This is a genomic window from Rhizobium sp. WYCCWR 11146 (assembly GCF_013591995.1).
Lineage (GTDB): Bacteria > Pseudomonadota > Alphaproteobacteria > Rhizobiales > Rhizobiaceae > Rhizobium > Rhizobium indicum.
In genome coordinates this window covers 20,525-41,354 of sequence record NZ_JACCEY010000011.1, presented here as the reverse complement: position 1 = coordinate 41,354, position 20,830 = coordinate 20,525, and the positions used below count along the sequence as shown (strand labels likewise).

20 protein-coding genes and 1 pseudogene are annotated in these 20,830 nt (G+C 60.8%); 10 read left to right on the top strand and 11 right to left on the bottom strand.

Going from position 1 to position 20,830, the window contains the following annotated elements:
- The first annotated feature begins 162 nt into the window (after positions 1–162).
- Entirely contained in the window at positions 163–981 is an 819-nt protein-coding gene (locus HX899_RS06795; RefSeq protein ID WP_138388882.1) for a sugar phosphate isomerase/epimerase, read from the top strand.
- Between the two features lie 92 nt (positions 982–1,073).
- Here HX899_RS06795 and HX899_RS06790 read toward each other — a convergent pair whose 3' ends face one another.
- Positions 1,074–1,835 carry a DeoR/GlpR family DNA-binding transcription regulator gene (locus tag HX899_RS06790; RefSeq protein ID WP_003550157.1) on the bottom strand — a complete coding sequence of 254 codons (762 nt, stop codon included), beginning with the start codon at positions 1,833–1,835 and terminating at the stop codon, positions 1,074–1,076.
- A 245-nt stretch (positions 1,836–2,080) separates the two neighbouring features.
- Between HX899_RS06790 and HX899_RS06785 the strand changes: the two genes are divergently transcribed.
- The 8 genes from HX899_RS06785 to HX899_RS06750 all read left to right on the top strand — a co-directional run bounded on the left by HX899_RS06785 (position 2,081) and on the right by HX899_RS06750 (position 9,959).
- Positions 2,081–2,881, top strand: a complete 801-nt coding sequence (locus tag HX899_RS06785; RefSeq protein WP_017956604.1) for a class I fructose-bisphosphate aldolase — start codon at positions 2,081–2,083, stop codon at positions 2,879–2,881.
- A gap of 3 nt (positions 2,882–2,884) precedes the next feature.
- Entirely contained in the window at positions 2,885–3,832 is a 948-nt protein-coding gene (locus tag HX899_RS06780; RefSeq protein ID WP_181291969.1) for a PfkB family carbohydrate kinase, read from the top strand.
- A 339-nt stretch (positions 3,833–4,171) separates the two neighbouring features.
- Positions 4,172–5,317: an ABC transporter ATP-binding protein gene (locus HX899_RS06775; RefSeq protein ID WP_138388885.1), complete on the top strand. Its 1,146-nt coding sequence runs from the start codon at positions 4,172–4,174 to the stop codon at positions 5,315–5,317.
- Between the two features lie 135 nt (positions 5,318–5,452).
- Entirely contained in the window at positions 5,453–6,529 is a 1,077-nt protein-coding gene (locus HX899_RS06770) for a Gfo/Idh/MocA family protein (RefSeq protein ID WP_181291968.1), read from the top strand.
- Complete coding sequence (locus HX899_RS06765) at positions 6,529–7,374, top strand: sugar phosphate isomerase/epimerase (protein ID WP_181291967.1); 846 nt, start codon at positions 6,529–6,531, stop codon at positions 7,372–7,374. The genes HX899_RS06770 and HX899_RS06765 overlap by 1 nt, the downstream gene beginning before the upstream one ends.
- Entirely contained in the window at positions 7,371–8,180 is an 810-nt protein-coding gene (locus tag HX899_RS06760) for an alpha/beta fold hydrolase (RefSeq protein ID WP_181291966.1), read from the top strand. Before HX899_RS06765 ends, HX899_RS06760 begins: the two co-directional genes overlap by 4 nt.
- Positions 8,181–8,184: 4 nt before the next feature.
- A complete protein-coding gene (locus HX899_RS06755) occupies positions 8,185–8,886 on the top strand; it encodes a ribulose-phosphate 3-epimerase (RefSeq protein ID WP_181291965.1) in 702 nt (233 codons plus the stop codon).
- 116 nt (positions 8,887–9,002) lie between these two features.
- A complete protein-coding gene (locus tag HX899_RS06750) occupies positions 9,003–9,959 on the top strand; it encodes an ROK family protein (RefSeq protein ID WP_181291964.1) in 957 nt (318 codons plus the stop codon).
- A 27-nt stretch (positions 9,960–9,986) separates the two neighbouring features.
- On the opposite strand, the gene HX899_RS06745 is transcribed toward HX899_RS06750, so the two are convergent.
- Both HX899_RS06745 and HX899_RS06740 read right to left on the bottom strand, forming a co-directional pair.
- Positions 9,987–10,382, bottom strand: a complete 396-nt coding sequence (locus tag HX899_RS06745) for a DUF4112 domain-containing protein (protein ID WP_181291963.1) — start codon at positions 10,380–10,382, stop codon at positions 9,987–9,989.
- Between the two features lie 114 nt (positions 10,383–10,496).
- Positions 10,497–12,314, bottom strand: coding sequence for a methyl-accepting chemotaxis protein (locus HX899_RS06740; RefSeq protein ID WP_181291962.1), 1,818 nt, complete (start codon positions 12,312–12,314; stop codon positions 10,497–10,499).
- A gap of 239 nt (positions 12,315–12,553) precedes the next feature.
- Here HX899_RS06740 and HX899_RS06735 point away from each other — a divergent pair.
- Positions 12,554–12,664, top strand: a pseudogene (locus tag HX899_RS06735) (type II toxin-antitoxin system VapB family antitoxin); the annotation flags it as partial.
- 109 nt (positions 12,665–12,773) lie between these two features.
- On the opposite strand, the gene HX899_RS06730 reads toward HX899_RS06735, so the two are convergent.
- The 8 genes from HX899_RS06730 to HX899_RS06695 form a co-directional block, all read right to left on the bottom strand.
- Positions 12,774–13,022, bottom strand: a complete 249-nt coding sequence (locus HX899_RS06730; protein WP_181291961.1) for a hypothetical protein — start codon at positions 13,020–13,022, stop codon at positions 12,774–12,776.
- Between the two features lie 255 nt (positions 13,023–13,277).
- Entirely contained in the window at positions 13,278–14,363 is a 1,086-nt protein-coding gene (locus HX899_RS06725) for a DUF5666 domain-containing protein (RefSeq protein WP_181291960.1), read from the bottom strand.
- On the bottom strand, positions 14,360–15,253 hold the full coding sequence (locus HX899_RS06720; RefSeq protein WP_181291959.1) for a DUF6502 family protein: 894 nt from the start codon (positions 15,251–15,253) through the stop codon (positions 14,360–14,362). Before HX899_RS06720 ends, HX899_RS06725 begins: the two co-directional genes overlap by 4 nt.
- Before the next feature lie 155 nt (positions 15,254–15,408).
- On the bottom strand, positions 15,409–15,783 hold the full coding sequence (locus HX899_RS06715; RefSeq protein ID WP_138388896.1) for a DnaT-like ssDNA-binding protein: 375 nt from the start codon (positions 15,781–15,783) through the stop codon (positions 15,409–15,411).
- 11 nt (positions 15,784–15,794) lie between these two features.
- Positions 15,795–16,841, bottom strand: coding sequence for a flagellar hook-associated family protein (locus HX899_RS06710; protein WP_181291958.1), 1,047 nt, complete (start codon positions 16,839–16,841; stop codon positions 15,795–15,797).
- A gap of 2 nt (positions 16,842–16,843) precedes the next feature.
- Positions 16,844–18,304, bottom strand: a complete 1,461-nt coding sequence (gene flgK, locus HX899_RS06705; RefSeq protein ID WP_171600393.1) for a flagellar hook-associated protein FlgK — start codon at positions 18,302–18,304, stop codon at positions 16,844–16,846.
- Between the two features lie 13 nt (positions 18,305–18,317).
- Positions 18,318–19,610, bottom strand: a complete 1,293-nt coding sequence (locus tag HX899_RS06700; RefSeq protein ID WP_138332901.1) for a flagellar hook protein FlgE — start codon at positions 19,608–19,610, stop codon at positions 18,318–18,320.
- Positions 19,611–19,929: 319 nt separating this feature from the next.
- Complete coding sequence (locus HX899_RS06695; protein ID WP_181291957.1) at positions 19,930–20,805, bottom strand: EF-hand domain-containing protein; 876 nt, start codon at positions 20,803–20,805, stop codon at positions 19,930–19,932.
- Positions 20,806–20,830 lie beyond the last annotated feature (25 nt).

Sequence of the window (20,830 nt, the reverse complement as noted above, 5' to 3'; positions counted from 1 at the left end):
GGCGTAGAAATCCCCGCTGAAGAGACCGCCGTTCCAGTCTTCGGCCGCCTCTCCAGGCGGAAGAGGTTTGGCAAGGCCGGCGAAGCCCCCGAGGATTGCACGCGCGGGGAAGCCGCCGGCTTCGGTATCGGCTGTCATCAACGAATAGGTCAGGACCGCGATATGAAAAATGCTGAGCCGCAGATCGGCTGCCAAACATTCACCTGGGAGATGCTGGGCACGGGTTGGGGCGGCGGTCCGGATGATCTGGTGCGCGCCATTGCCGATGGCGGATATGCCGGTCTCGAAATCACCGATACGATGATCGGTCACTACGCGCTCAAGCCTGCCGACTTTGCCCGCACCCTGACGGATGCCGGCTTGGCGCTGGTTTCCTTTGCCTTCGGCTCCGCCAGCGGTTTCACGGTGGCGGAAAAGATTGCCTCCGATCTCGAAACGGCGCGGCGATGGATGGATTTCGCGGCGAACTTTCCCGGTGCGATGGTATCGATGGGATCGGCGACGGTTGTCTCGGATGGTCCACGCGATGAGAAATTTGCCATTGCGGCCGAGTGCTACAATCGTGCGACCGAGATTGGACAGTCGGCTGGCGTCACTGTAGCTGTCCATCCTTCCTCGCACCACAACACGCTGCTGTTCACGCGGAACGACTATGATCAGCTGTTTGCTCTCTTGGATCCACAAGTGGGTTGGGTGCCGGATACCGGCCATATCCTGCGTGGCGGCCAGCAGATCGGCGACACGCTGGCGGCCCACCGGGACCGGATCCGTTACGTGCATCTGAAGGATGTCGACGCCGGCGGGACCTGGGCGATGCTCGGCGAAGGCGTCTGCGACGTGCCTGCCGTGATTTCGGCCGTTCGCAATGCGCCGCAATTTATCGGCTGGATCGTGGTGGAAGAAGAATCGGACCATGCCGGAACCGATCCTTCCGCCGCCGTTCGCGCGAACCGCGAGACGCTTCGACGTCTGGGATTTTAGCCCATCTCGCTTTCCCCGGCATCGGCCGGGGCCTTCGGCTCGCGCCAAAGCCTCTCCCGGCTCTCTTTTGAAATGGACAGGTGGACTGCAGATCACGCGTAGCGAACCTCCACGCCCAGCTTGTCCAACCGGTGACGGATGCTGTGCGGCATGTTGCTATCCGTGATGATCAGATCGACGCGTGACAGCGAGAAGGCTTTGGAGGAGGCGCCGATGTCAAATTTGCTCGAATCCGCCACGAGGACGACACGCCGGGCCATGCGAACCAGGTTGCGCTTGGTCCGCGCCACGTCCTCGGAGACATCGACGACATCGAAGGCCTGATCGATCGCGTGGGCGCCGACAAAGGCCTGGTGGGCGACGAGCCCGCCGACCGCCTTGTCGGAGTCCTGTACGATCGTGCTCACGGTGCTGGGAAACACGCGGCCGCCGATCATGTGCACGTCGAGCCCTGGCCGGTACATCAGATGCTGGGCGATGTTCATTGCCGTCGTCGCAACCACGACGTTGTTGACCGGTGGCATCTGCATGGCCACCTGCAACAGCGTCGAACCGCTGTCGAAGACGATCGACTGGTTATCGATGATCTGTCGCGCAGCCATCTGGGCGATGCGTCGCTTCGCATCGAAATTGCGTTGCATGCGTTCCTCGAAGGCCGCTGCCGGAGAGTCGGACGGCAGGGCGATTGCCCCGCCATGCGTTTTGATCAACTGCTTTTTGGCGTCCATGATTTCGAGATCGGAGCGGATCGTCACTTCCGATACCTCGAAGAATTCCGCGAGCTGGCGGGTGCGTGCCTGGCCGACCCGTTGAAGTTCCAGCATGATCTGCTGCCGCCTCTGTTCTGCAAGCATATGTGATCCCGACCTGTCGCCCTTTGCGATCATATGGCTTTTGAAAAACGAAAGTTCACCGCCTTATCCTACGGCTCTTGCTACAAAAATAGCCGCATGATGACGAAAATGCACGTCAAAAATTCATCATCCATGTAAAAACGAAAGAAATCGAAATATTGAATATTTGTTTGTTTTCGAGTTAGGGTTTCCCCAGCATCGGCGCCAGCAATCGCAAAGCCGGCAATCACAAAGGAAGTATCGCCATGGGTCTCGGAACCAAAGTCCGCCTCGCACGCCTGTTCTCGAACCCGTCGGGGCATCTGTTCGGCGGCGCCGTCGATCATTTTGTCGGTTATGGCAATGTGCGTGAGGGCGGGCTTGCCGACCTGCCGGGTGCGCTCAGACGCGTCATGGCGGGAGGCCCCGACTACATCAGCATTCAGCCCGGCGCGGCGCGCCACCTCTGGTCGGAATATGCCGGAAAGGCAGCGCTGGTCATCCAGGGCGGTTGCTTCACCGCCGACGACCGTATTCGTCAGCTCATCGCGACCCCGGAAGACGCGGTGCGTTATGGTGCGGACGCTCTGGCTGTCGCCATTCCCGTGCGCGGCGCCACCGAAGGAGAGTATATCCGCTGGCTCACCGATACGGTCAACGCCGCCGCCCGCTTCGAAATGCCGGTCGTTGCCCATGTCTATCCCCGCGATTTCTCCGACGGCGGCAAGATCGTGTTCACCCCGGATGAGATTGCCTATGCGGTGCGCATCGGCTTCGAGGCCGGCGTCGACGTGATCAAGGTCGGCTACACCGGCGATTTCGAGTCCTTCCGCGAGACCGTTGCGACTTGCCCGATCCCGGTCGTGATCGCAGGCGGCCCGAAGACCGATACGCTGCTCGGAGCGCTCGTCCAGACCTCGGAAGCATTGCGCGCTGGAGCCAAAGGCGCGGTCGTCGGTCGCAATCTTTGGGGTCACGGCGATACCACCATGGCCGCGCGCGCCTTCAAGTTCGTCATTCACAACGGGATGGCGCCTGAGGATGCGCTGGCGGCGGCCGGTGCTTGAGACGTGTCGCGCCCTTTCCAGGTTCTGGGCTTCGGCGCTCTGGCAATCGATGACATCATTTATGTCGATCGGGGGCTGACGGCCGGCAAGGGGAAAGTGACGAAGCGCACCACGGACCATGGCGGCAACGTGGCGACGGCCCTTGTTGCCGTCGCCCGGCTCGGCGGGCAGGCCGGCTTCATCGGCTGGCTCGGTGATGAGCCAACGGCCGACGTGGCGGGCAGCGAGCTCGAGCGGGACGGTGTCGACATATCGCTGGCTCCCCGCCACGCGGATGCCGCGCCGATCCGCTCCGTGATCACGGTTGGTCCCGACGGCGACCGGTTCATCGCTTATGACGACGATGTGCTGCACGGCACGTCGGATGCGCTGCCCGACGACGTTCTGATGCAGGCCCCGGTACTGCTGATCGACGGCTATGCCACGCACTCCGAAAGTGTCGTGGCGCGCGCACGCGCCCTGGGTCTGGCCGTGATTGCCGATATTGAATGGACGGTGGGCGCCGCGACCGACCGGATCCTGGCTTTTGCCGATCATCTGGTGCTGCCGCTTGCCTTCGGGCGGGAGTACACCGGCGAGGGTGATCCCACGATGATCCTGGACAAACTCTGGTCCGGGGATCGGTCCGCGGTTGTCCTGACCGATGGCGAGCGAGGGACCTACCTCCGCCAGAAAGGCGATGCCATCCGCTGGCATTTGCCAGCCTACCAGGTTCAGGCGGTCGACACGACCGGCGCCGGTGATTGCTTTCACGGTGCCTACGCTCTTGCCCTCGCGAGGGGTAAGAGCCCGCTTGATTGCACTGCCTATGCCACGGCGGCTGCCGCCATTTCCGTGACCGCACGGGGAGGACGCCGAGGCCTGCCAGATCACCTGATGTGCCTGGCATGGATGGCGGCGGAGAATGCGCCTGTGCCGATGCCGATGCCGATGCCGGGATGCCAAAAATGAGCGCGGGCGGCGATGGGTGCCAGCACCGGTCGACTGCCCGAGCAGAGCCTCAAGGCCGACTTGGCATTGAATCGCTTTGAGCGATCTCTCAATAGCGGCAACTTCGATCACAAAAGTTACGCGCGATAAAAAATATAATTCCGCAGTTTATTTTTAATTTCTTGTAAAAGATCGATATTTTTCAAATAGATATTGGAACGGCTGGCAATCTGCGGCGAACTATCCTCAATTCTTTGGTTGACTTTGAAGCTCAGGCCTGAGCTTTCTTGTCAAAAGGATCGGAGACGGTGGGGAGCGCCGTCTGAAGATATGCTCCGGACTGGTACGGGAGGACGAGACGTGGCTGTGGTTGTACTCGACAAAATCTGCAAGACCTATGGAAACAGCTACCATGCGATCAAGGATCTGAGCCTGACGATCCATGATGGCGAGTTTCTGATTCTGGTCGGGCCGTCCGGATGCGGAAAATCGACCGCTCTGCGCATGATTGCCGGGCTCGAGGAAATCAGCAGCGGAACATTGAGCATCGGCGGTCAGGACGTCGTGGATCTCGCGCCTAAGGACCGGGACATTGCCATGGTCTTCCAGAGCTATGCGCTTTATCCGCACATGACCGTCTTTGACAACATCGCCTTTTCAATGAAGCTGGCCGGAAAGAACAAGGCCGAACGCAGCAAGCGCGTGCACGAGATCGCCAAGATCCTGCAGCTGGAGCCCTTGCTGGGCAACAAGCCCGCACAGCTCTCCGGCGGCCAGCGCCAGCGCGTTGCGATGGGCCGCGCCATGGTCCGCGAGCCCGCGGCATTCCTCATGGACGAACCGCTCTCGAACCTCGATGCGAAGCTGCGTGTTCAGATGCGGGCAGAGATCGCAAGCCTGCAGAGACAGTTGGGCGTGACGACGATCTACGTCACGCACGACCAGACCGAAGCGCTGACCATGGGCGATCGGGTCGCGGTGCTGAAGGGCGGCGTGCTTCAGCAGGTGGATACGCCCAAGGCTTTGTATCACCGCCCGGTCAATGCGTTTGTCGCCGGCTTTATCGGTTCGCCGTCGATGAACCTTTTCGAAGGGCGTCTGGCGAGTGGACGGATCCATCTGCCGGGCTTCTCCATTCCCTTGTCCGGCGGCGCCTTCGAGCGTGCTCCCGGTCTATCCGCTTTCGAGGGAAAGGACGTGATCTTTGGGGTCAGGCCCGAGGACCTCTACGACAGCCGGTTGCCGTCTGGAGCCTCCCATCCGACGATCCCGGTTGTCGTGAAGTCGATCGAGGAGCTTGGGTCCGAACTGATCGTGCATTTGAAGATCGACGCGGTCCGGATCGACTCAGGCGACCCCGATGCCGTCGAGGACCTGAGCGGGGCCGCCAACGCGGTCGCACGGTTCGAAGCCGTCAGCGCGGTCGAGACAGGCCAATCGATCGATTTGGCCATCGACCCGGCGAAACTGCACTTTTTCCATCCTCAAACGCATATGGCGCTGTGACGTGACGAGGGAAAGCCGGCAGGCGCCGGTCGCGGCCCGGCCAGAAGCCGTCGGCGACGTTTGATGTCTTGAAAGCATTCCACCCAACGCCGAAACCAGCGTTCATCTTCAGTATCCGACTTAAAGGGCTTATCGATGCCAGCAAAACAGGAACGACGTCTCCGCATCGGCGTATTGGGAGCGGGCCAGATTGCCCAGGCCGCGCACTTCGAAAGCTGCACGAAGGCAGCTAATGCCGACCTCTATGCGATTTGCGACGTTGCCGAAGATCTCCGCGAACGTATGGCAATCACCCATGGGGCGGAAAAAACCTATGACGATTACGACAAGATGCTGGCCGATCCCGACCTCGATGCCGTGATTATCGCGACCGCCGACGCTTTTCACGTCCCGGCTTCCCTTCGCGCCCTTCAGGCGGGCAAACATGTCCTGTGCGAAAAACCCGTCGGTGTCACTATCGAGGAATGCCTCGAACTGAAGGCTGTGGTCGACACGTCGGGAAAGGTGTTTCAGGTCGGGCATATGAAGCGTTTCGACGCGGGGCTCCAAGCTGCCAAATCCTTCATCCGCGATGAAATGGGCGAGATGGTCGCTCTCAAAGCATGGTATTGCGACAGCACGCACCGCTATCCGATGACCGATGCGGTCCAGCCGCTGATCGTCACCAGCGCCAATGCGAAGAAGCCCTCCGCCAATCCGAAAGCCGACCTGCGGCGCTACTATATGCTTGCGCACGGTTGCCATCTGATCGACACGGCACGTTATTTCGCCGGCGACATCGTTTCGGTCAACGCTCGTCTGTCCGAGCGAGCCGGTATCTGGTGCTGGTTCGTGGACGTGGAATTTGCCTCCGGCACGCTCGGCCATCTCGATCTCACCGTTCAGGTGCGCATGGATTGGCACGAAGGCTTCCAGATCTATGGCAAGAACGGCAGCATTTTGGGCAAGACCTATAACCCATGGTACTACAAGACCAGCGAGGTCGACATTTTCCGGGAAGCGGACGGCGCCACCCATCGCGTTCTCGGTGCCGACGGCCATTTCTACCGCCGTCAGATCGAAGGCTTCGCCCGCACCATTCTGGATGGCGCCGTGATGGAAGGCGCCGACATCGATGATGGCCTGGCATCCGTCCGGGCCATGGTCGCCGTCGCGCGCTCCGTCGAAAGCGGCAAGGCGGTTGCGCTGGCCGACGTCACGGGTGGCGTGTGATGAAGCTCGGCATCTTCGCAAAGACCTTCGAGGGAACGGAACCCTTGACCGTTCTCAATGCGGTCGCCGCAGCCGGGTTCAGCTGCGCACAATACAATATGGCCTGCTCGGGCCTTTTCCCGATGCCGGAGATCATTACGGAAGCCCAGGCCCGCTCGGTTGCTGAAGCGGCGCGCGAGAGCGGCGTCGAGATCGTTGCCGTTTCCGGCACTTTCAACATGATCCATCCGGACCCCGCCGTGCGCGAGGCCGGCCTTCGCAACCTGGCGACTCTGGCCGAGCGCAGCACCAGCATGTCGACGGCGCTGATTACGCTCTGCACCGGCACACGCGATCCCATCGACCAGTGGAAGGCCCATGCTGACAACGACACGCCGGCGGCCTGGCAGGATCTCCTCGAGGCGATGGGGGCGGCCGTCGAGATTGCCGAGCGCTACGATGTGGATCTTGGCATCGAGCCCGAGCTTGCCAATGTCGTCAACTCGGCTGAGAAGGCGTATCGGCTGATCACGGCGCTGAAGAGCCCCCGCGTCAAGATCGTGCTCGATCCGGCCAATCTCTTCGAGGTCACGACGCTCGATGAGCAGCGGAACATTGTCTCTTCCGCCATTGACCTTCTGGCTGATCGGATCGTCATGGCGCATGCGAAAGATCGCAATCCGGACGGTAGTTTCGCGACTGCCGGCAAGGGTGTCCTCGACTACGCGCATTATCTCGGCCGTCTCAAGGCGATCGGCTTTGAGGGCAGTCTTGTCACGCATGGCCTTTCGGCTTCGGAGGCGGCCGGTGCGGCGGCTTTCCTGAAGACTAACCTCGACGGGGAACCCGCGGGGACAGGAAGATGAGACGGGCCGAACCGTTCGAAACCAGCGACGGAACCATTCTCAATGTCGATATGGCGGGCGAAGGCGCGTCTGTCATATTCCAGCACGGCCTATGCGGAGACGCGGCGCAGACCGATGAAGTCTTTCCGGTCGAAGTGGGGTTTCGCCGGGTTACGATCGAAGCGCGTGGCCACGGCCATTCCCGGGCCGGCAATCTGGAGCAGTTGTCGATCGCGACCTTCTGCGATGATATCGCAGCTTATATCGAGCAGAACCTTACGCCGCCGATTGTCATCGGCGGCATCTCGATGGGTGCTGCGATCGCCTTGCGGCTCGCGGTCAAGCGGCCCGATCTTGTCAAGGCTCTGATCATCGCAAGGCCGGCTTGGCTGACGGCATCCGCGCCGGAGAATATGGCACCCAATGCCGAAGTCGGGCGGCTTTTGAAAACTCTGCCACTGGGCGAGGCAAAGACCACGTTCCTGGCCGGGCCGGTTGGCGTGCGGCTCGCCGCCGAGGCGCCGGACAATCTGGCCTCGCTTGCCGGCTTTTTCTCCCGCACGCCTTTGGATGTGACCGCCGAACTGCTCACCAGGATTTCCAATGACGGTCCTGATGTGACCGACGAGGACGTCGGCAATCTCACCGTACCGACGCTGGTTATCGGCCATGATCGGGACAGCATTCATCCTCTTGGCCATGCGCATGCTCTTGCCGAGCGGATTGCCGGCGCGCGTTTGGTGCAGATCACATCGAAGACCGAGAGCCGTGCGCAATACGTCGCCGACTTCCGGCTTGCCATGGGCAATTTTCTGAAGGAGCTCTGAAACAATGACAACCCCCTCCAAGTCCTGGATCGCTGATCTTCCGAAGGATCGTCTGATTGCCGAATTCTCCGTCTGGTCGGCCGATCTCGTGCGTCTCGCGGATGATCTGGCGCGTGTCGATGCTCACGTCGACATCCTCCACATCGATGTCGCCGATGGCCATTTCGCGCCGGCAATGTTGTTTTTCCCTGATCTTGTTGCCGGTGTGCGCAAAGTTTCCTCGCGCCCGATCCATGTTCACCTGATGGTCGCCGACAGTATCCTGCTGTCGCAGATCGAGCAGTTCGCCGATGCGGGCAGCGATCTGATCAGTCTCCATGTTGAAAACGACAGTGTCGCCGCTGAGGCTCTCGATCTTCTCGAGCGCCGCGGCGTCGCAGCCGGCATGGTGCTGAAGGTCGATACCCCTGTCGAACGCGTCGAGAAATACGCTTCCCGGCTGAGCTTTGTGACGCTGCTCGGCACGGCGATCGGCGTGAAGGGACAGGGCCTCGACGAGAAGGCCGGCGCTCGGCTTCAGCAGGCCAAGCAGATCATCGCCGGCTGCGGTGCGGCGCATCGGATCGTGCTTGCCGCCGACGGCGGTATTCGCGAGCACACCGTGCCTCTTCTGCGCCAGTCGGGTGCTGAAACGGTCGTCCTCGGCTCCCTGGCTTTCAATGCGCCGTCGCTCGACGAGCGGATGGCATGGCTGCGCGCACTCTAGAGCGGTTCAGCTTTTAACGGAGGCGCAGAACCGCTCTATCCTTTTGTTTTTACGCAATTCCGGACGGAAAACCGCTTCGCACTTTTCCTGGAATTGCTCTAACTCATGGTTTTCACATGCAGCAGATTGCCATTGGAATCGACCTCGGTGGGACGCAGGTACGCGCTGCCCTTGTCGACGAGCAGGGCAGGATTCTTGCCCGTGCAGCCGAACCGACGGATGCGCTGGCAGGCCCCGACCGCGTGCTCGCCCAAATCTGCGGCCTGACCGATGGACTGCTTGCAGCATCGAACCCTGCCTCGGTGGTGGGCGTCGGCGTATCCGCTCCGGGCCCGCTCGATACGGTCGCCGGTGTCGCCTCGAATATCCCGACCCTCTCCGGCTTTGTCGACTTTCCGCTGAAGGCGGAGTTGCAGAAGCGGTTTCCGTTTCCGGTCGACCTCGAGAACGATGCGATTGCCGCTGCCATCGGCGAGTGGCAGTTCGGAGCCGGGAAGGGGCTCGATAATTTGGTCTATGTCACGGTGAGCACCGGCATTGGCGGTGGCGTTGTGTCTGATGGTCGCGTCGTGCGCGGCCGAAAGGGCATGGCAGCCCATGTCGGGCACATGTCGGTCGTGCCGAACGGAGAGCCTTGCCCCTGCGGCAACGGGGGTTGTTTCGAGGCCTACGGATCCGGAACGGCTTTTGCGCGCCGCGCCCAAATGAGGGCGATGGAATCCAGCGGGACGACAATCGGCAGCGATGGCGGCGCCATCGACAGCCGCAGCGTTTTTGCGGCGGCAAGAAATGGCGATCGTCTCGCAAATCAACTGATTGACGAGGAAGCGGAAATTCTCGGTCGCGGCTTCACAAGCCTGATCCATATCTTCAGTCCCGATATCATCGTGATGGGAGGCGGGCTTTCCCACGAGTTCGACCGGCTGCAACCGGGCATTCAAGCCTACATCACGCAATGGGCAATGCCGGCATTCAAGGATGTCAAAGTAGTGCTGGCGGCATTGGATCAGAACTCGGGCCTCGTCGGCGCGGCGGCTTTGGCGTTTCTGACGGGGAAGGTCACTCGGACGTGATCCAAACCGGCGAAGCGATCGGCTTCGTCAGATGCGCCGGTTCAACTCGTCTTCGCTGATCCCAAAGTGGTCGAGAATGATGCCGACGTTTCGACGATGGGACTTGAAATAGACGTCGAAGAGATCGCCGAGGAGGGGAACCGTTCCGCCGGCGGCGTCGATCCCGAGATTGACGGCCATGCGGGCGAGTTTGTGGGTGGGAACACCGAGGCGTCTTGCCTCATCGATGATGAAAAGACCGATAAGGGATCCGGCAATGTCGCCGACGGCGGGGATGAGGCCGAGAATTGAGTCCGCGCCGATACGCACGCCGATGACAGGCAATCTGACCGCGGTATCCATCAGGCGCGCTATGCCGACCGCGCGCCGAATTCTTTCAAGTTCGATGGACGTCAGGTGTTTCGCGCTGGCGGAGGCTGGCATCAGCGACCTCTTGGCGCAAGCAATCGCTCCGCCTCATTGTGATTTTCCATTGCCTTGAAACGATGCAAACCCAATAAGGTTCGCCTGTGAAGCGGTAGGAAGATCGACGGCGCGTCAGGCAGCCTTTCGCGGTCTTGAGCCGCTGGCTCCCGCATCGATCTGAAAGCGGCTGACGACCCCTTCCAATGTTTGCGTCTGGCTGCCGAGCGCCCGGCAGGCCGAGGCGGTTTCGACGGCCATGGCTGCGTTGCGCTGGGTTACCTGATCGAGCGCGTTGACGGAGGCGTTGATCTCGCCGATCGCCACCACCTGTTCGGAGGACACCGAAACGATGCGGGCGATCAGGCCGGCAACCTGCTCGACCTGCCCTTCGATTTCCAGGAGCGCCTTGCCGGTGCGGTTGACGAGGTCCACGCCGGTGGAGACCTGGGCGGAGGAGGTGGAGATCAGAGCTCTGATCTCCTTGGCGGCGTTGGCCGAGCGCATGGCAAGTTCACGCACTTCTTGTGCGACGACGGCAAAACCTTTGCCTGCTTCGCCGGCGCGCGCTGCTTCAACCCCGGCATTGAGCGCCAGAAGATTGGTCTGGAAGGCGATTTCATCGATGACATTGACGATGGCGCGAATCTGGGAGGACGAGCCTTCGATCCTTTCCATGGCGGCGATGGCTTCGCGAACGACGGCTGCCGAATGTTCGGCGCTGGTGCGGGTCTCGGCCATCATGCCTGTCGCCCTGCCGGCATGGTCGGAGGCGTCTTTGGCCTTAATATTCATTTCATCGAGCGCGGCTGTCGCCTCTTCGAGCATCGCGGCCTGCTGTTCCGTGCGCGACGCAAGACTGTCGGCTGCATCGGTGATGCCGGCCGAGGAGCTGCCCACTTGTTTGGAGGTCTGGGCGATCTCCGCCATCGAAGCGCAAAGCGCGTCCATACTGTCGTTGAACTTCGCGCGCAAAGTCTCGTAGGCAGCGGCGAAGGGTGTCTTGATCCGGCAATCGAGATTGCCGGTCGATAGCTGTTCCAGTCCATATGTCAGCTGATCGATCACCGCTTCGCGGATCTGTTCCTCGGCGGCTTTTTCGGCCAGCTGGCTGCGTTCACGCTCGAATTCCGCATCGCGAAGTGCGGTCTCACGCTTCTGTGCGTCCTGCCGCTCAAGTGCGTTGCGGCGGAATACCGCGACGGCCTTGGACATGGCGCCGATCTCGTCTGACCGGTTGGCATAGGGAACTTCGGTCGAAAAATCGCCTTCGGCAAGATTGCCCATATAGGCCTTCATGCCATCAAGCGGCACGATCGCCCGGCGTCGCAGGAGATAAAGCCCCACCAGCAGCAGCGCGAACGATCCGAAGCCTGCAGCACCCGCATAGATCGTCCAGGTCACGATTTCCGAGGCGGCATTGCGCTCCTCGCCCTTCAGGAAGGTGTCGGAATTGGCAACGAGTTTCTCGACCGCGTCCTGGTGCGAATGAAAGGCGACGCGCAGTTGTTCGATCGCACCATGCGCCTTGTCTTCATCCTTGGCATTTAAGGCGGGGATGATCTCGTGGTTCATCACCCCCCAGAATGCATCGCCCTTGGCGATGACATCGTTTTCAAGCTCGTCCTTTAAAGTTTGCGGCAGCCGGGTGGTTTTCCAATAGGCGCGGCGGTCGTCATAAGCGGCCTTGAGATTGGCGATCTTGGCAAGATTGGTATCTGTGAGTTCGGGAAATTTGCTCGCCTCGAAGGAGAGCATGTAGGATTCGACCACAAATAGCGGCGGCGGCAGAATATCGGCGATCAAATCCTTGCCGTAGACGACCTGCTCATAAACCGGCCCGTTGACTTTCAGCCGTTCAAGCGCCGATTGCTGCAATCCGATCGACATGAAAAGGCCTACTGAAACGGCGACGCCGAACGCCACCAGACTGCGAGCAATGGTGAATGCCAAGACTGTCTCCAAATAACTTTTGGCTTCTCTACTTCGAGAGGCCTGATCTACGTACGGCATTATTTGGCAAGAATACTGAAATATGGTTAATTCTTTTGATGTCGGGGTTTTAGCCAGCTCTTTCAGGTCTGGGGCAACCGTCCAAAATTGGGTTGATAGGTTTAAGCCCTGGTGCCAAACCATCGCCAGCCATCGTGACGGCTCAAGGCGACATTACATTCATCGCAAAGGAGATCGGCATGGCTGAACCTCCGCTTTCCGTACGAAGCGCAAAAGCGCGTGATCTTGCTCACCGGCTTGCCCGCCGTGAAAACCGCTCGATAGCCGACATTGTCGAGCAGGCTCTCGAATGGGTACGCACTCGCAACCTGCCGTGCTTTCTCCTGGTGTCGAAGCTCCGCGGGAGAGTGTCAAGCGGTTGGCTTCTGATTGGGTCGATTGTCGCGCGTTAAACGCCGTTCAGGCCAATCGCATGAGAGTTTCATTCAGGTCGCCGATCTTTCGCAGCAGCTCGACCAACTTATCCGTATCATCTTGACTGAGCCGGCCCGTTCCGCCGCTGCTCTGCCAAAGCTGTTGAAATTGTTGGCTCGTCTGGTGCGCGCTGCTCATGATTTCGATGATTTGAGCGCGGTTTTCCCAGGTTGCAACGATGGTCGGTTCGTCCATCTCCACCGACATATCCGGTTCGCGTTCCAGCAAAAACAATTCCTGATTCCTCTTGGGCGATGACGGTTTGGTTCGGATGGCGCCATCCAGCCTACCGGATGGGCCATTCCTGCGATGACTCAGGAACATGGGTTTGACAGTCTCAGAACGATTGAAAATCAAACGATTGGCTAGCGGGTGTGGGGCGGACCCGTTAGCCAATCGGCAAACCCTCCCTGGAATCACCCGAAGCAGAATTCGCATGAACAATAAATGGGAAAATTTCCCATTTGTCAACATGCGGCGACAGCGTTTTCAGCGCGGACCCGGACCCGGACCCGGACCCGGTGGCGGCGGCCCAGGCGGCGGGCCGTCCTGCGGTGGCGGCCCCGCTCTATCCGGAGCGGAAAAATCTCGGTCCGGCCCGCCTCTGCCGAAGGGCGAACGATCGGGCGGCGGTCGATCCGAAGGGCCACCTGGACGTCGCGAACCGAAGTCGTCCGGAATGCGCCCGTCGGGAAAGCCGGTCATTCTGCTTGAGTCCCGCACGCCGATATCGACGAAGCCATGACCATCAGGAGAGGGCGGCATCGAGCCGAAAGGCGTCGACCCTCTGGGGCCCGCCCCCGGCCCGTCCTTATCCGTCGGCCGGAAGGTCTCGACGTTGACGATGCCGTTTTTCAAGCCCGGGACCAGGGGTTCAGCCTGAATGCGCGTGATGATCAATCGATCGGCGACGGCCTTGAGACGCACGAGCGTTTGCTTGCCGGCCAGGTATCCATGCGTCCTTCCAAGCGAAAGGCCGCCGATCAGGACGCGATTGCTGCTCTTGACGGGGATGCCTCGAACATGGGCGCCTTCGGAAACGGAGCGGGGCTCGATGCGCCGGGCAATGATCGTACCGTCAGGTTTGCGGATGCCGAACACGGCGACCCGCTTGCCCTTGCGCAGGCCCTTGGTCGCGACACCCGTCGTGTCGATCGTTTGCCCCAGTACGGTCATGCCAGTCTTGTTTATCCGGTCGATGCGGCCCTGGACTTCGCTGGCGATCGTGATGCGGGCGGCAAGCTTGCCCGTCAGCAGCACCCGGGCGACATGACCGACCTTCATCGCGCTCGCACGAACGCGTCGGCCATCGATTTCGATCGGTGTCGTCGCACTGAACGGTATGTGGATGTTGTTGACGATGATGCTTCCAAAACCCTGGATGGTTCCAACGATGCCCGTTCCGCCGATCCCGTGATCTTCGTTCTCCCCGCCGCCCTGGATGGAATGTCCGGACCCGCCGATGCCATGATCGCTGGTGCCTGTCGGCTGCGCGGCGGCAATCTTAGGCCCCAGAACCTGAAGCGCTATTCCGGCCAACAGAAATTGCCTTCTCGAGAGCGCAGACGGGGTCATTCGTCCGTCTCCGTCTTGGATGCGGCGTCTGCCTTAAGATCGGCCTCGCCCTCCTCGGTCATGACATAGAGCCCAGCGATCCAGCGGCTGTTGCCGCCGGGGTCGTCCTTGATGGCCTGATGGGCAATCTTGTTGAGCTTCAGGAGCAACGCCATTCCTTCCGCACGCGCGATCTCGTCGAGCCGGGCGGCCAGAACAGGTGATATCCCGTCATAATGGACCGCGCGTTCGAAGTTGGGAGGAGGCTCGTTCATCAGGTTCATGACCGACGCCTGCACATGGTCACGGAGGTTGCGGGTAAAATAATGCCGACGGGCTTCGTCACCGGCATTGGGGACTATCGATGAGAGGTCGAGCTGGATCCAGCCGTTCTGATCGAGAACGACGATGCCTTTATCCAGCCAGTCGTCCAGGATGGAGCGGGGGTGGACATCCTTGGTGATGTCACTCACCAGGCTCTCGAATGACGGACCGCCGTCGCTGGAGGTGCGGGGCAGGGCACTCGGCCGATCCTCCGCATCGCAATAAAACGGATCGGCAAGCCATCTGGCGAGAATGCGGCTCGTCTGCGAAACGCCGGTGGTCAGGAAGGATGCCGCAAGCACCTGACCGCGCAGCCGGTTGACGTCCTTGCGGTGAATGCCGGTCAGAAGCGAGATGCGGCTATCCGTCTGGTTCTTGTTCGGCAGCGCGAATTCCTTCTCTGCGACCTCGATATAGAGGCGGCGAAGAACGGTCGAAAACGAGATGAAGTTGAAGCCGGAGGCGAGTGCGAGCTTGACCAGCGGGCGAAGCACGCGGATCAGCATGGACTGCAAGGTCTCTTCGGAGAAGGGTAGCTTCGCGCGCGGCTTCGACATCAAGAACACACTCGGTCTCTGAAAGACCATTGCCGGCAGACCTTCGGCAATCGTCCTCAGTCTCCCCTATGGGAAAGTCCAGACTGCCGCAACGGACAAGCCCTATGCAAGACCAGCCTATGCCATGCTTGCTGGCGGCGCGGCCGTGAACGCGCCGCCATTGGGAAGACATTTTGCGTCTTCTGTCAATGCGTTACCGGATGGGGCTCGGGTGACAGCACAGCGCCGTGGCGCCAGTCGATCAGCCGGTCGATGCGTGCAATCTTGTGGAAAACCTCGAAAACGTCGAATGAGGTGCCTTTCTCGATGTGGGCTGCCAGCAACTCGCAAAGCTCGAATATTTCAGGGGGCGTAGCGGTCATCTCGACGCCGTCATCCGTGAAGACACCCGATCGCGGCCATGCCCGCGTCTGTTGCTCGTCGAGTTTGCTGCCGACGAAGGGGATCGTATCGATGATGCCGGAGGCAAGCGCGAAGGCCGCCTCCGCCACGATTTCGGAACAGGTCGTGTTGGGCTCCTTCGCCAAGGCCGGTATCTGCAACTGCTTGAATTCCCGCATTTTTCAATCCGTCAGAGATAGTTGACCAGGCTCAGGCTCTGGAGTTTCGAAACGAGCGTGTAGGCCGTTTCCAATTGCGTCTGCAGCTGGTTGACGAGCGTCGAGGCCTCATAGGTATCCACGCCCTGGAGATCGACGAGGTTTCCCTGAAGCAGAGTGGATTGAGCGTCGAGCGCGTCATTTGCCTTTTCGAGCCGTTCCTGGGCGAGGCCGAGTTCGCTTTGCTGCGTCACGATCCCGGAGGTCGCCTGCGCCGCATAGGCGATCGCCTTGGATGCGACGGTGCTCTGCGCGTCGGAGCTGAGATCCTGGCCGAAGAGGGCAGAGACGACGACGGAGGCGAGCGCGAGATAACGCATGCCTTCGGAATTGGCGCTGGCCGACGAGGTGATGGTTTCCGATCCGCTGATCCGGCTCGTCATGTCGGTGCTGGAAGCGGCCGACCAGCCTTCGGAAGCGTCCGTCCAGGCGCTCTCGGAGAACATCGGCTCGACCGTGTCGGTGATGAAGCTGCCGATTTCTTCGCCCGTCAATTCGCTGACGTCTTTTCCGAGACCGGTTACATAATCGTTCAGAGCCGAAACGATTGTAGCCGAGACCGCCGAGGATTGATCGGTCAGAGGCTGGCTGTCGAGGTTCGTTCCGCCGAACAGGAACTCGCCATTGACTGACGTGTTTGCCGTCGAGACCAGCTGCGAAATCGTGGCGCTTGCCGTCTGCAGGGCAACGGCGATGCTCGTCGTATCCTGGCTCGCCTGGAGCGCGGTCAAATTCGAGACCAGGCTGTCCCCGGCATCCTTGAGGCTCGAAAGGGCGGTTTGCGACGCGTCCATGCGCAATTCGACGACGGCATTGCTCGTCTTGAACGAGGCGGCCTGGGCGATGGCGCTGGTGAGATTGATCGACTTTGCAGCGCCGGCGCCGAGGGATACGCCGATATCGGCGTAGGTTCCCGTGGTCGCTTCTGTCGAGGCCTGCTGCAGCTTGTTTTGGGACTGGCTGATGGTGAGCCGCAAAACATTCTGCATCGCCGATGATGAGACAAAAGATGCTTTCATGACTAGCTCGCTATGTCGAGGAGCGACTGGAACATCTCGTCGATGACGTTCAGGATCTTCGTCGCCGCTTTGTAGGATTGTTCGATGTCGAGAAGCAGCGTCAGTTCCTCGTCGAGGTTGACGCCGGTTTCGTTGGAATAGGCCTCGTCGGAGCGCGACAAGGCGGCCGCTGTGGTTTCGGAGGCCGACGTGGCGTCGCTTCGATATTGCTCGAGCCAGCCGATGGAGGCGCTGGCATAGTCCGTCAGGCTTTGCGACGTCGAGAGACCGGCGTCGGAAGAGAACGAGCGCTGTTCCGTCAGCGCCTCATACAGGGCGTCGAGATTGTCCGAGAAGCCGCTGTCTCCCGAGGTGTTGAGATCGGTGATCCCGCTGATGGAGCCATCGCGCAGCTTCGTCGCATCGCCGCCCTCGCTGGTGACAACGGCTGGATTGACCGAGATGGTGGAGGCGATCCCTGTCGTATCGTCGGAAGCAGCAGGTGTTCCCCCGGTTGCGCCTGACGCCGTCGTCCAGACGAAAAGTCCCGGCGCGCTGGTGCTGCCGTCTGTTTCCGAGAAGATCTGGACGAGCGATTTGGCGATCTCGTCGAGTTGGGTCTGGAATGTCGGGGCGATCTCGTCGCGAAGCTGCAGCAGCGCCTGCAGGCTGCCCGAGGCACTCGTCGTCGATCCCTCGCCGGCGTCGAGCGCAACGCCGTCGATATAGATGGAATTGCCTTCCGTTCCTGCAACGTAGGTTGCTGTCGACGCGAAGGTGACGGTGCGGGGAATGGTCTCGAACAGCACGGTGCCGTCCGAGGTGTAGAGCGCCATATCGTTATTGTCGCGCAGGGTGGAGGTGACGCCGACGATCGAGGAGATCTGCTTCAGGAGCTTTTCACGCTCGTCGAGTGCCGAGGATGTATCGGTGCCGGTCGATGTCGCCAGCTTGACCGCATTGTTGGCCGACTCGAACTGCGACAGCAGCGTATTCAGGGTGGAAACCTGTGTGGCAATCTCCGCATCCGCCTCGGCTCTGATCGACTGGACGCCGTCGCTTGCGGTATTTAGCGAATTGGCGAGATCCTGCGCGGCGGTCACGGCCGATTGCGCGGCGGTCGTGCTGCTCGGCGACGTGCCGAATGTCTGGAGCGCCTGCTGGAATGCCGTGAGATAGGTACTCGGCGAGGTCTCGTAGTCGTTGCCGCCCACCAGCGACTTCAGGCTTTCGAGACCCGTCACCAGCGTCTGCTGGGCGCTGTCCTTGGCATTCGTTTGCAGATACTGGGCAAGCAGCGCAGTTTCCTGCGCCCGGCTGATGCTGACGACCTGGGCGCCGGAAAGAGACGTCGTCACCGACGCCTCCCGTCTCACATAGTCGGAATTTCCGACATTGGCGATATTCGTCGAGATGACGCTGCTTTGCTGGCCCGTATTGTTGAAAATACTTTGCACGTTGTTCAAGGCGGAGGTGAGCGACATGCCGGCGCCCTCCCTATCGTTTCAGATTGACGAGGACATCCATGATATCGGAGCCGGTCTGAAACACCTTGGAATTGGCGGTATAGCTGCGCTGCGCCTCGATCATCTCCGTCAGTTCGCCGGCGAGATCGACGTTCGAGCTTTCGAGAGCGCCGGACTGGATGGAGCCAAGCCCGTTCGTCTGCGGGAAGCCGGTGACCGTGACGCCGGACAATCCGTTGGCGCTATAGACGTTGCCGCTGAGCAGCGTCAGATTGTCGGGGCTGGCGACCGTCGCGAGAGGGATCTGGTAGAGAGCCTTTGTCGCGCCGTTCGCGTAGGAGACCGACACCACGCCATCCGCACCGATAGACACCGAGCTCACCGCACTTGCGGCCTGGCCGTCTGCCGAGCCCGTCGCCGAGAAGTCGGAGGCAAGCTGGGTGAAGTCGGAATAGTCCATGGTGATCGTCTTTGCCGTCACCGGATCGACGATGTCGGTGTCGGTTGCGGAGGTCAGCTGGCCATCGGCGTCGAAGGAGAGCGTTGCAACGCTCACGGCATCGGAAGAGTAGGGAAAGGACGTCGTGCTGCCAGTGGCTGCATCGGCATTGCGGTAAACCGCGACCTCCCAGGTGCTGCCGGTGACCGCGCCGCTTGCATCCGTCGTGACGCCGGTCTTGGTGAAGTAATAGTCGTACTGGACGGTGCCGCCGAGGCTGTCATAGGCAACCAGCGACATCTTTTGCGTGTCGTCGGTGACGCTTGCCGTATTGGCGCTCGGCAGCGTCGTCGTATCCGTGACGACGGTCGCTTCGGAGTTCAGGTTGCCGCTGAAATAGGCGCTGCTCGAAGCGACGGCGCTCAAGCCCGATTGGGATACGTTGACCGGCACCAAGCCGTCGAAGCCGTTGACGACCACTGCCGGTACGCCGGAATCATAGGAATATCCCATAAGCGTGAAGCCGGCACCGTTGACGAGATTGCCGTCGCTGTCGACCGAGAAGTCACCGGCCCGGGTAAGCACAGGCGTGCCGTCGGCGCTTTCCACGATGAAGAACCCGTCTCCCGAGATCGCCAGGTCGTAGGCCGAAGTCGTATAGGAAATGTCGCCCTGTTGGGAAATCGCCTGGCGCACGGATGTCTGAACGCCGCCCGAATTGTAATTGCCCGAGGAAGACGGCAGGACCAGCGACGAAAAGGACGTGGAAACGGCCTTGTAGCCGGTGGTATTCGCGTTTGCGATATTGTCGGAAACCGTGCTCAGCCGGTTTGCTTGGGCGCTCATGCCGGAGACGGCGGTTTTCATGCTTCCAAAAATGCTCATGGCTCGATCCTTTAAGGTTTGGGAACATGCCATGTGACGAGGGGCTTCCAGGGCCCGGATTGAGGGCGCACGACATCGCTGGCGCCGGGCAAGGCCGACACCGGTCGATGATCTGATTGTCTGGACTGACCCCGTGATGGCGATAGGCGCTTCGGCTCATCCGCGCGCTAGTATCGTGCGCCTGTGGCGGCGCACCAATGTTTCAGCATTTCAGGAGCGGCCCGGCTGAAGGCTCTGCCAGCTCCACTGCCGGGCCGCTTTCAGATCGTCTCATTGCAGTTTCTCCAGCAACGGCAACGGCGACGCTCCGTATCCGCCGTCAGCCCGCGGACTGAACGGACAATGAACCGGTGTCGGATGTGTCGAGCAGATCGAAGAGCTGGCTCGCCTGGCTTTCGGTGACGTCCTCGGGCTTGCCCGCCATGAACTCGTCCAATGTCACGAGCCCGTCTCCATTCGTATCGAGATCGGAGAGCAGGGATTGAGACTGGTCGTCTTCTGCGGGCGGCGGCGGTGGCGGTCCTTCGGAACGTTGCGACTGCTCGGCCGACATCGCCTCGGTCAGCGCATCGACCGATAGCGAACCTGCGCCTTCGCTGTCGAAGCTGTCGAACAGCGTGCCGGCCTGGTCTTCCGTCACATCGGACGGCCGGCCTGCGACGAACTCGTCCTTGCTGATGGAGCCGTCTCCATTCGTATCGAGATCGGAGAGCAGAGATGCAAGATCGTCATCACCGGCGGGCGGAGGTGGCGGTCCGCCGGAGCGTTGCGACTGCTGAGCGGACATGGCCTCGGCGAGCGCATCGACCGATAGCGAGCCGGTGCTTTCGCTGTCGAAGCTGTCGAAAAGCGTGTTGGCCTGGTCCTCCGTCACGTCGGACGGCCGGGCCGCGACGAACTCGGCCTTACTCACGTAGCCGTCGCCATCGCTGTCCAATTGGGCAACGTCCATGCCTTCGCCGCCATCCTCATCCTCGCCCGATACCGACTGATCGGAGAAGCGGTTCATCGACAGTGTCATCAGTTGAGACAGGAGTTTGTCGGCGCTGCTGGACGTGTCTTCATCGAGCTGCCCGCTTTTGGTTGCTTTTGCCGACGAAACCGTATTAGAGGATAGGATCTCCTCGGACGCGGATGTCGGGTACTTGCTATAGGAATAGGAAGAGACTGATGTTGCAGCGGAAATGGTCGTCATAAGCGCTCCATCGCTAGGAGGGTGA

What these genes read in the sequence shown, in the direction of transcription:
- HX899_RS06795 (WP_138388882.1), top strand. Translation starts at nt 163, where the DNA reads ATGAAAAATGCTGAGCCGCAGATCGGCTGCCAAACATTCACCTGGGAG.
- flgK (WP_171600393.1), bottom strand. Translation starts at nt 18,304, where the DNA reads ATGTCGCTCACCTCCGCCTTGAACAACGTGCAAAGTATTTTCAACAAT.
- HX899_RS06790 (WP_003550157.1), bottom strand. Translation starts at nt 1,835, where the DNA reads ATGCTTGCAGAACAGAGGCGGCAGCAGATCATGCTGGAACTTCAACGG.
- HX899_RS06745 (WP_181291963.1), bottom strand. Translation starts at nt 10,382, where the DNA reads ATGCCAGCCTCCGCCAGCGCGAAACACCTGACGTCCATCGAACTTGAA.
- HX899_RS06700 (WP_138332901.1), bottom strand. Translation starts at nt 19,610, where the DNA reads ATGAGCATTTTTGGAAGCATGAAAACCGCCGTCTCCGGCATGAGCGCC.
- HX899_RS06770 (WP_181291968.1), top strand. Translation starts at nt 5,453, where the DNA reads ATGCCAGCAAAACAGGAACGACGTCTCCGCATCGGCGTATTGGGAGCG.
- HX899_RS06785 (WP_017956604.1), top strand. Translation starts at nt 2,081, where the DNA reads ATGGGTCTCGGAACCAAAGTCCGCCTCGCACGCCTGTTCTCGAACCCG.
- HX899_RS06755 (WP_181291965.1), top strand. Translation starts at nt 8,185, where the DNA reads ATGACAACCCCCTCCAAGTCCTGGATCGCTGATCTTCCGAAGGATCGT.
- HX899_RS06760 (WP_181291966.1), top strand. Translation starts at nt 7,371, where the DNA reads ATGAGACGGGCCGAACCGTTCGAAACCAGCGACGGAACCATTCTCAAT.
- HX899_RS06715 (WP_138388896.1), bottom strand. Translation starts at nt 15,783, where the DNA reads ATGCGGGAATTCAAGCAGTTGCAGATACCGGCCTTGGCGAAGGAGCCC.
- HX899_RS06725 (WP_181291960.1), bottom strand. Translation starts at nt 14,363, where the DNA reads ATGACCCCGTCTGCGCTCTCGAGAAGGCAATTTCTGTTGGCCGGAATA.
- HX899_RS06765 (WP_181291967.1), top strand. Translation starts at nt 6,529, where the DNA reads ATGAAGCTCGGCATCTTCGCAAAGACCTTCGAGGGAACGGAACCCTTG.
- HX899_RS06750 (WP_181291964.1), top strand. Translation starts at nt 9,003, where the DNA reads ATGCAGCAGATTGCCATTGGAATCGACCTCGGTGGGACGCAGGTACGC.
- HX899_RS06720 (WP_181291959.1), bottom strand. Translation starts at nt 15,253, where the DNA reads ATGGTCTTTCAGAGACCGAGTGTGTTCTTGATGTCGAAGCCGCGCGCG.
- HX899_RS06710 (WP_181291958.1), bottom strand. Translation starts at nt 16,841, where the DNA reads ATGAAAGCATCTTTTGTCTCATCATCGGCGATGCAGAATGTTTTGCGG.
- HX899_RS06695 (WP_181291957.1), bottom strand. Translation starts at nt 20,805, where the DNA reads ATGACGACCATTTCCGCTGCAACATCAGTCTCTTCCTATTCCTATAGC.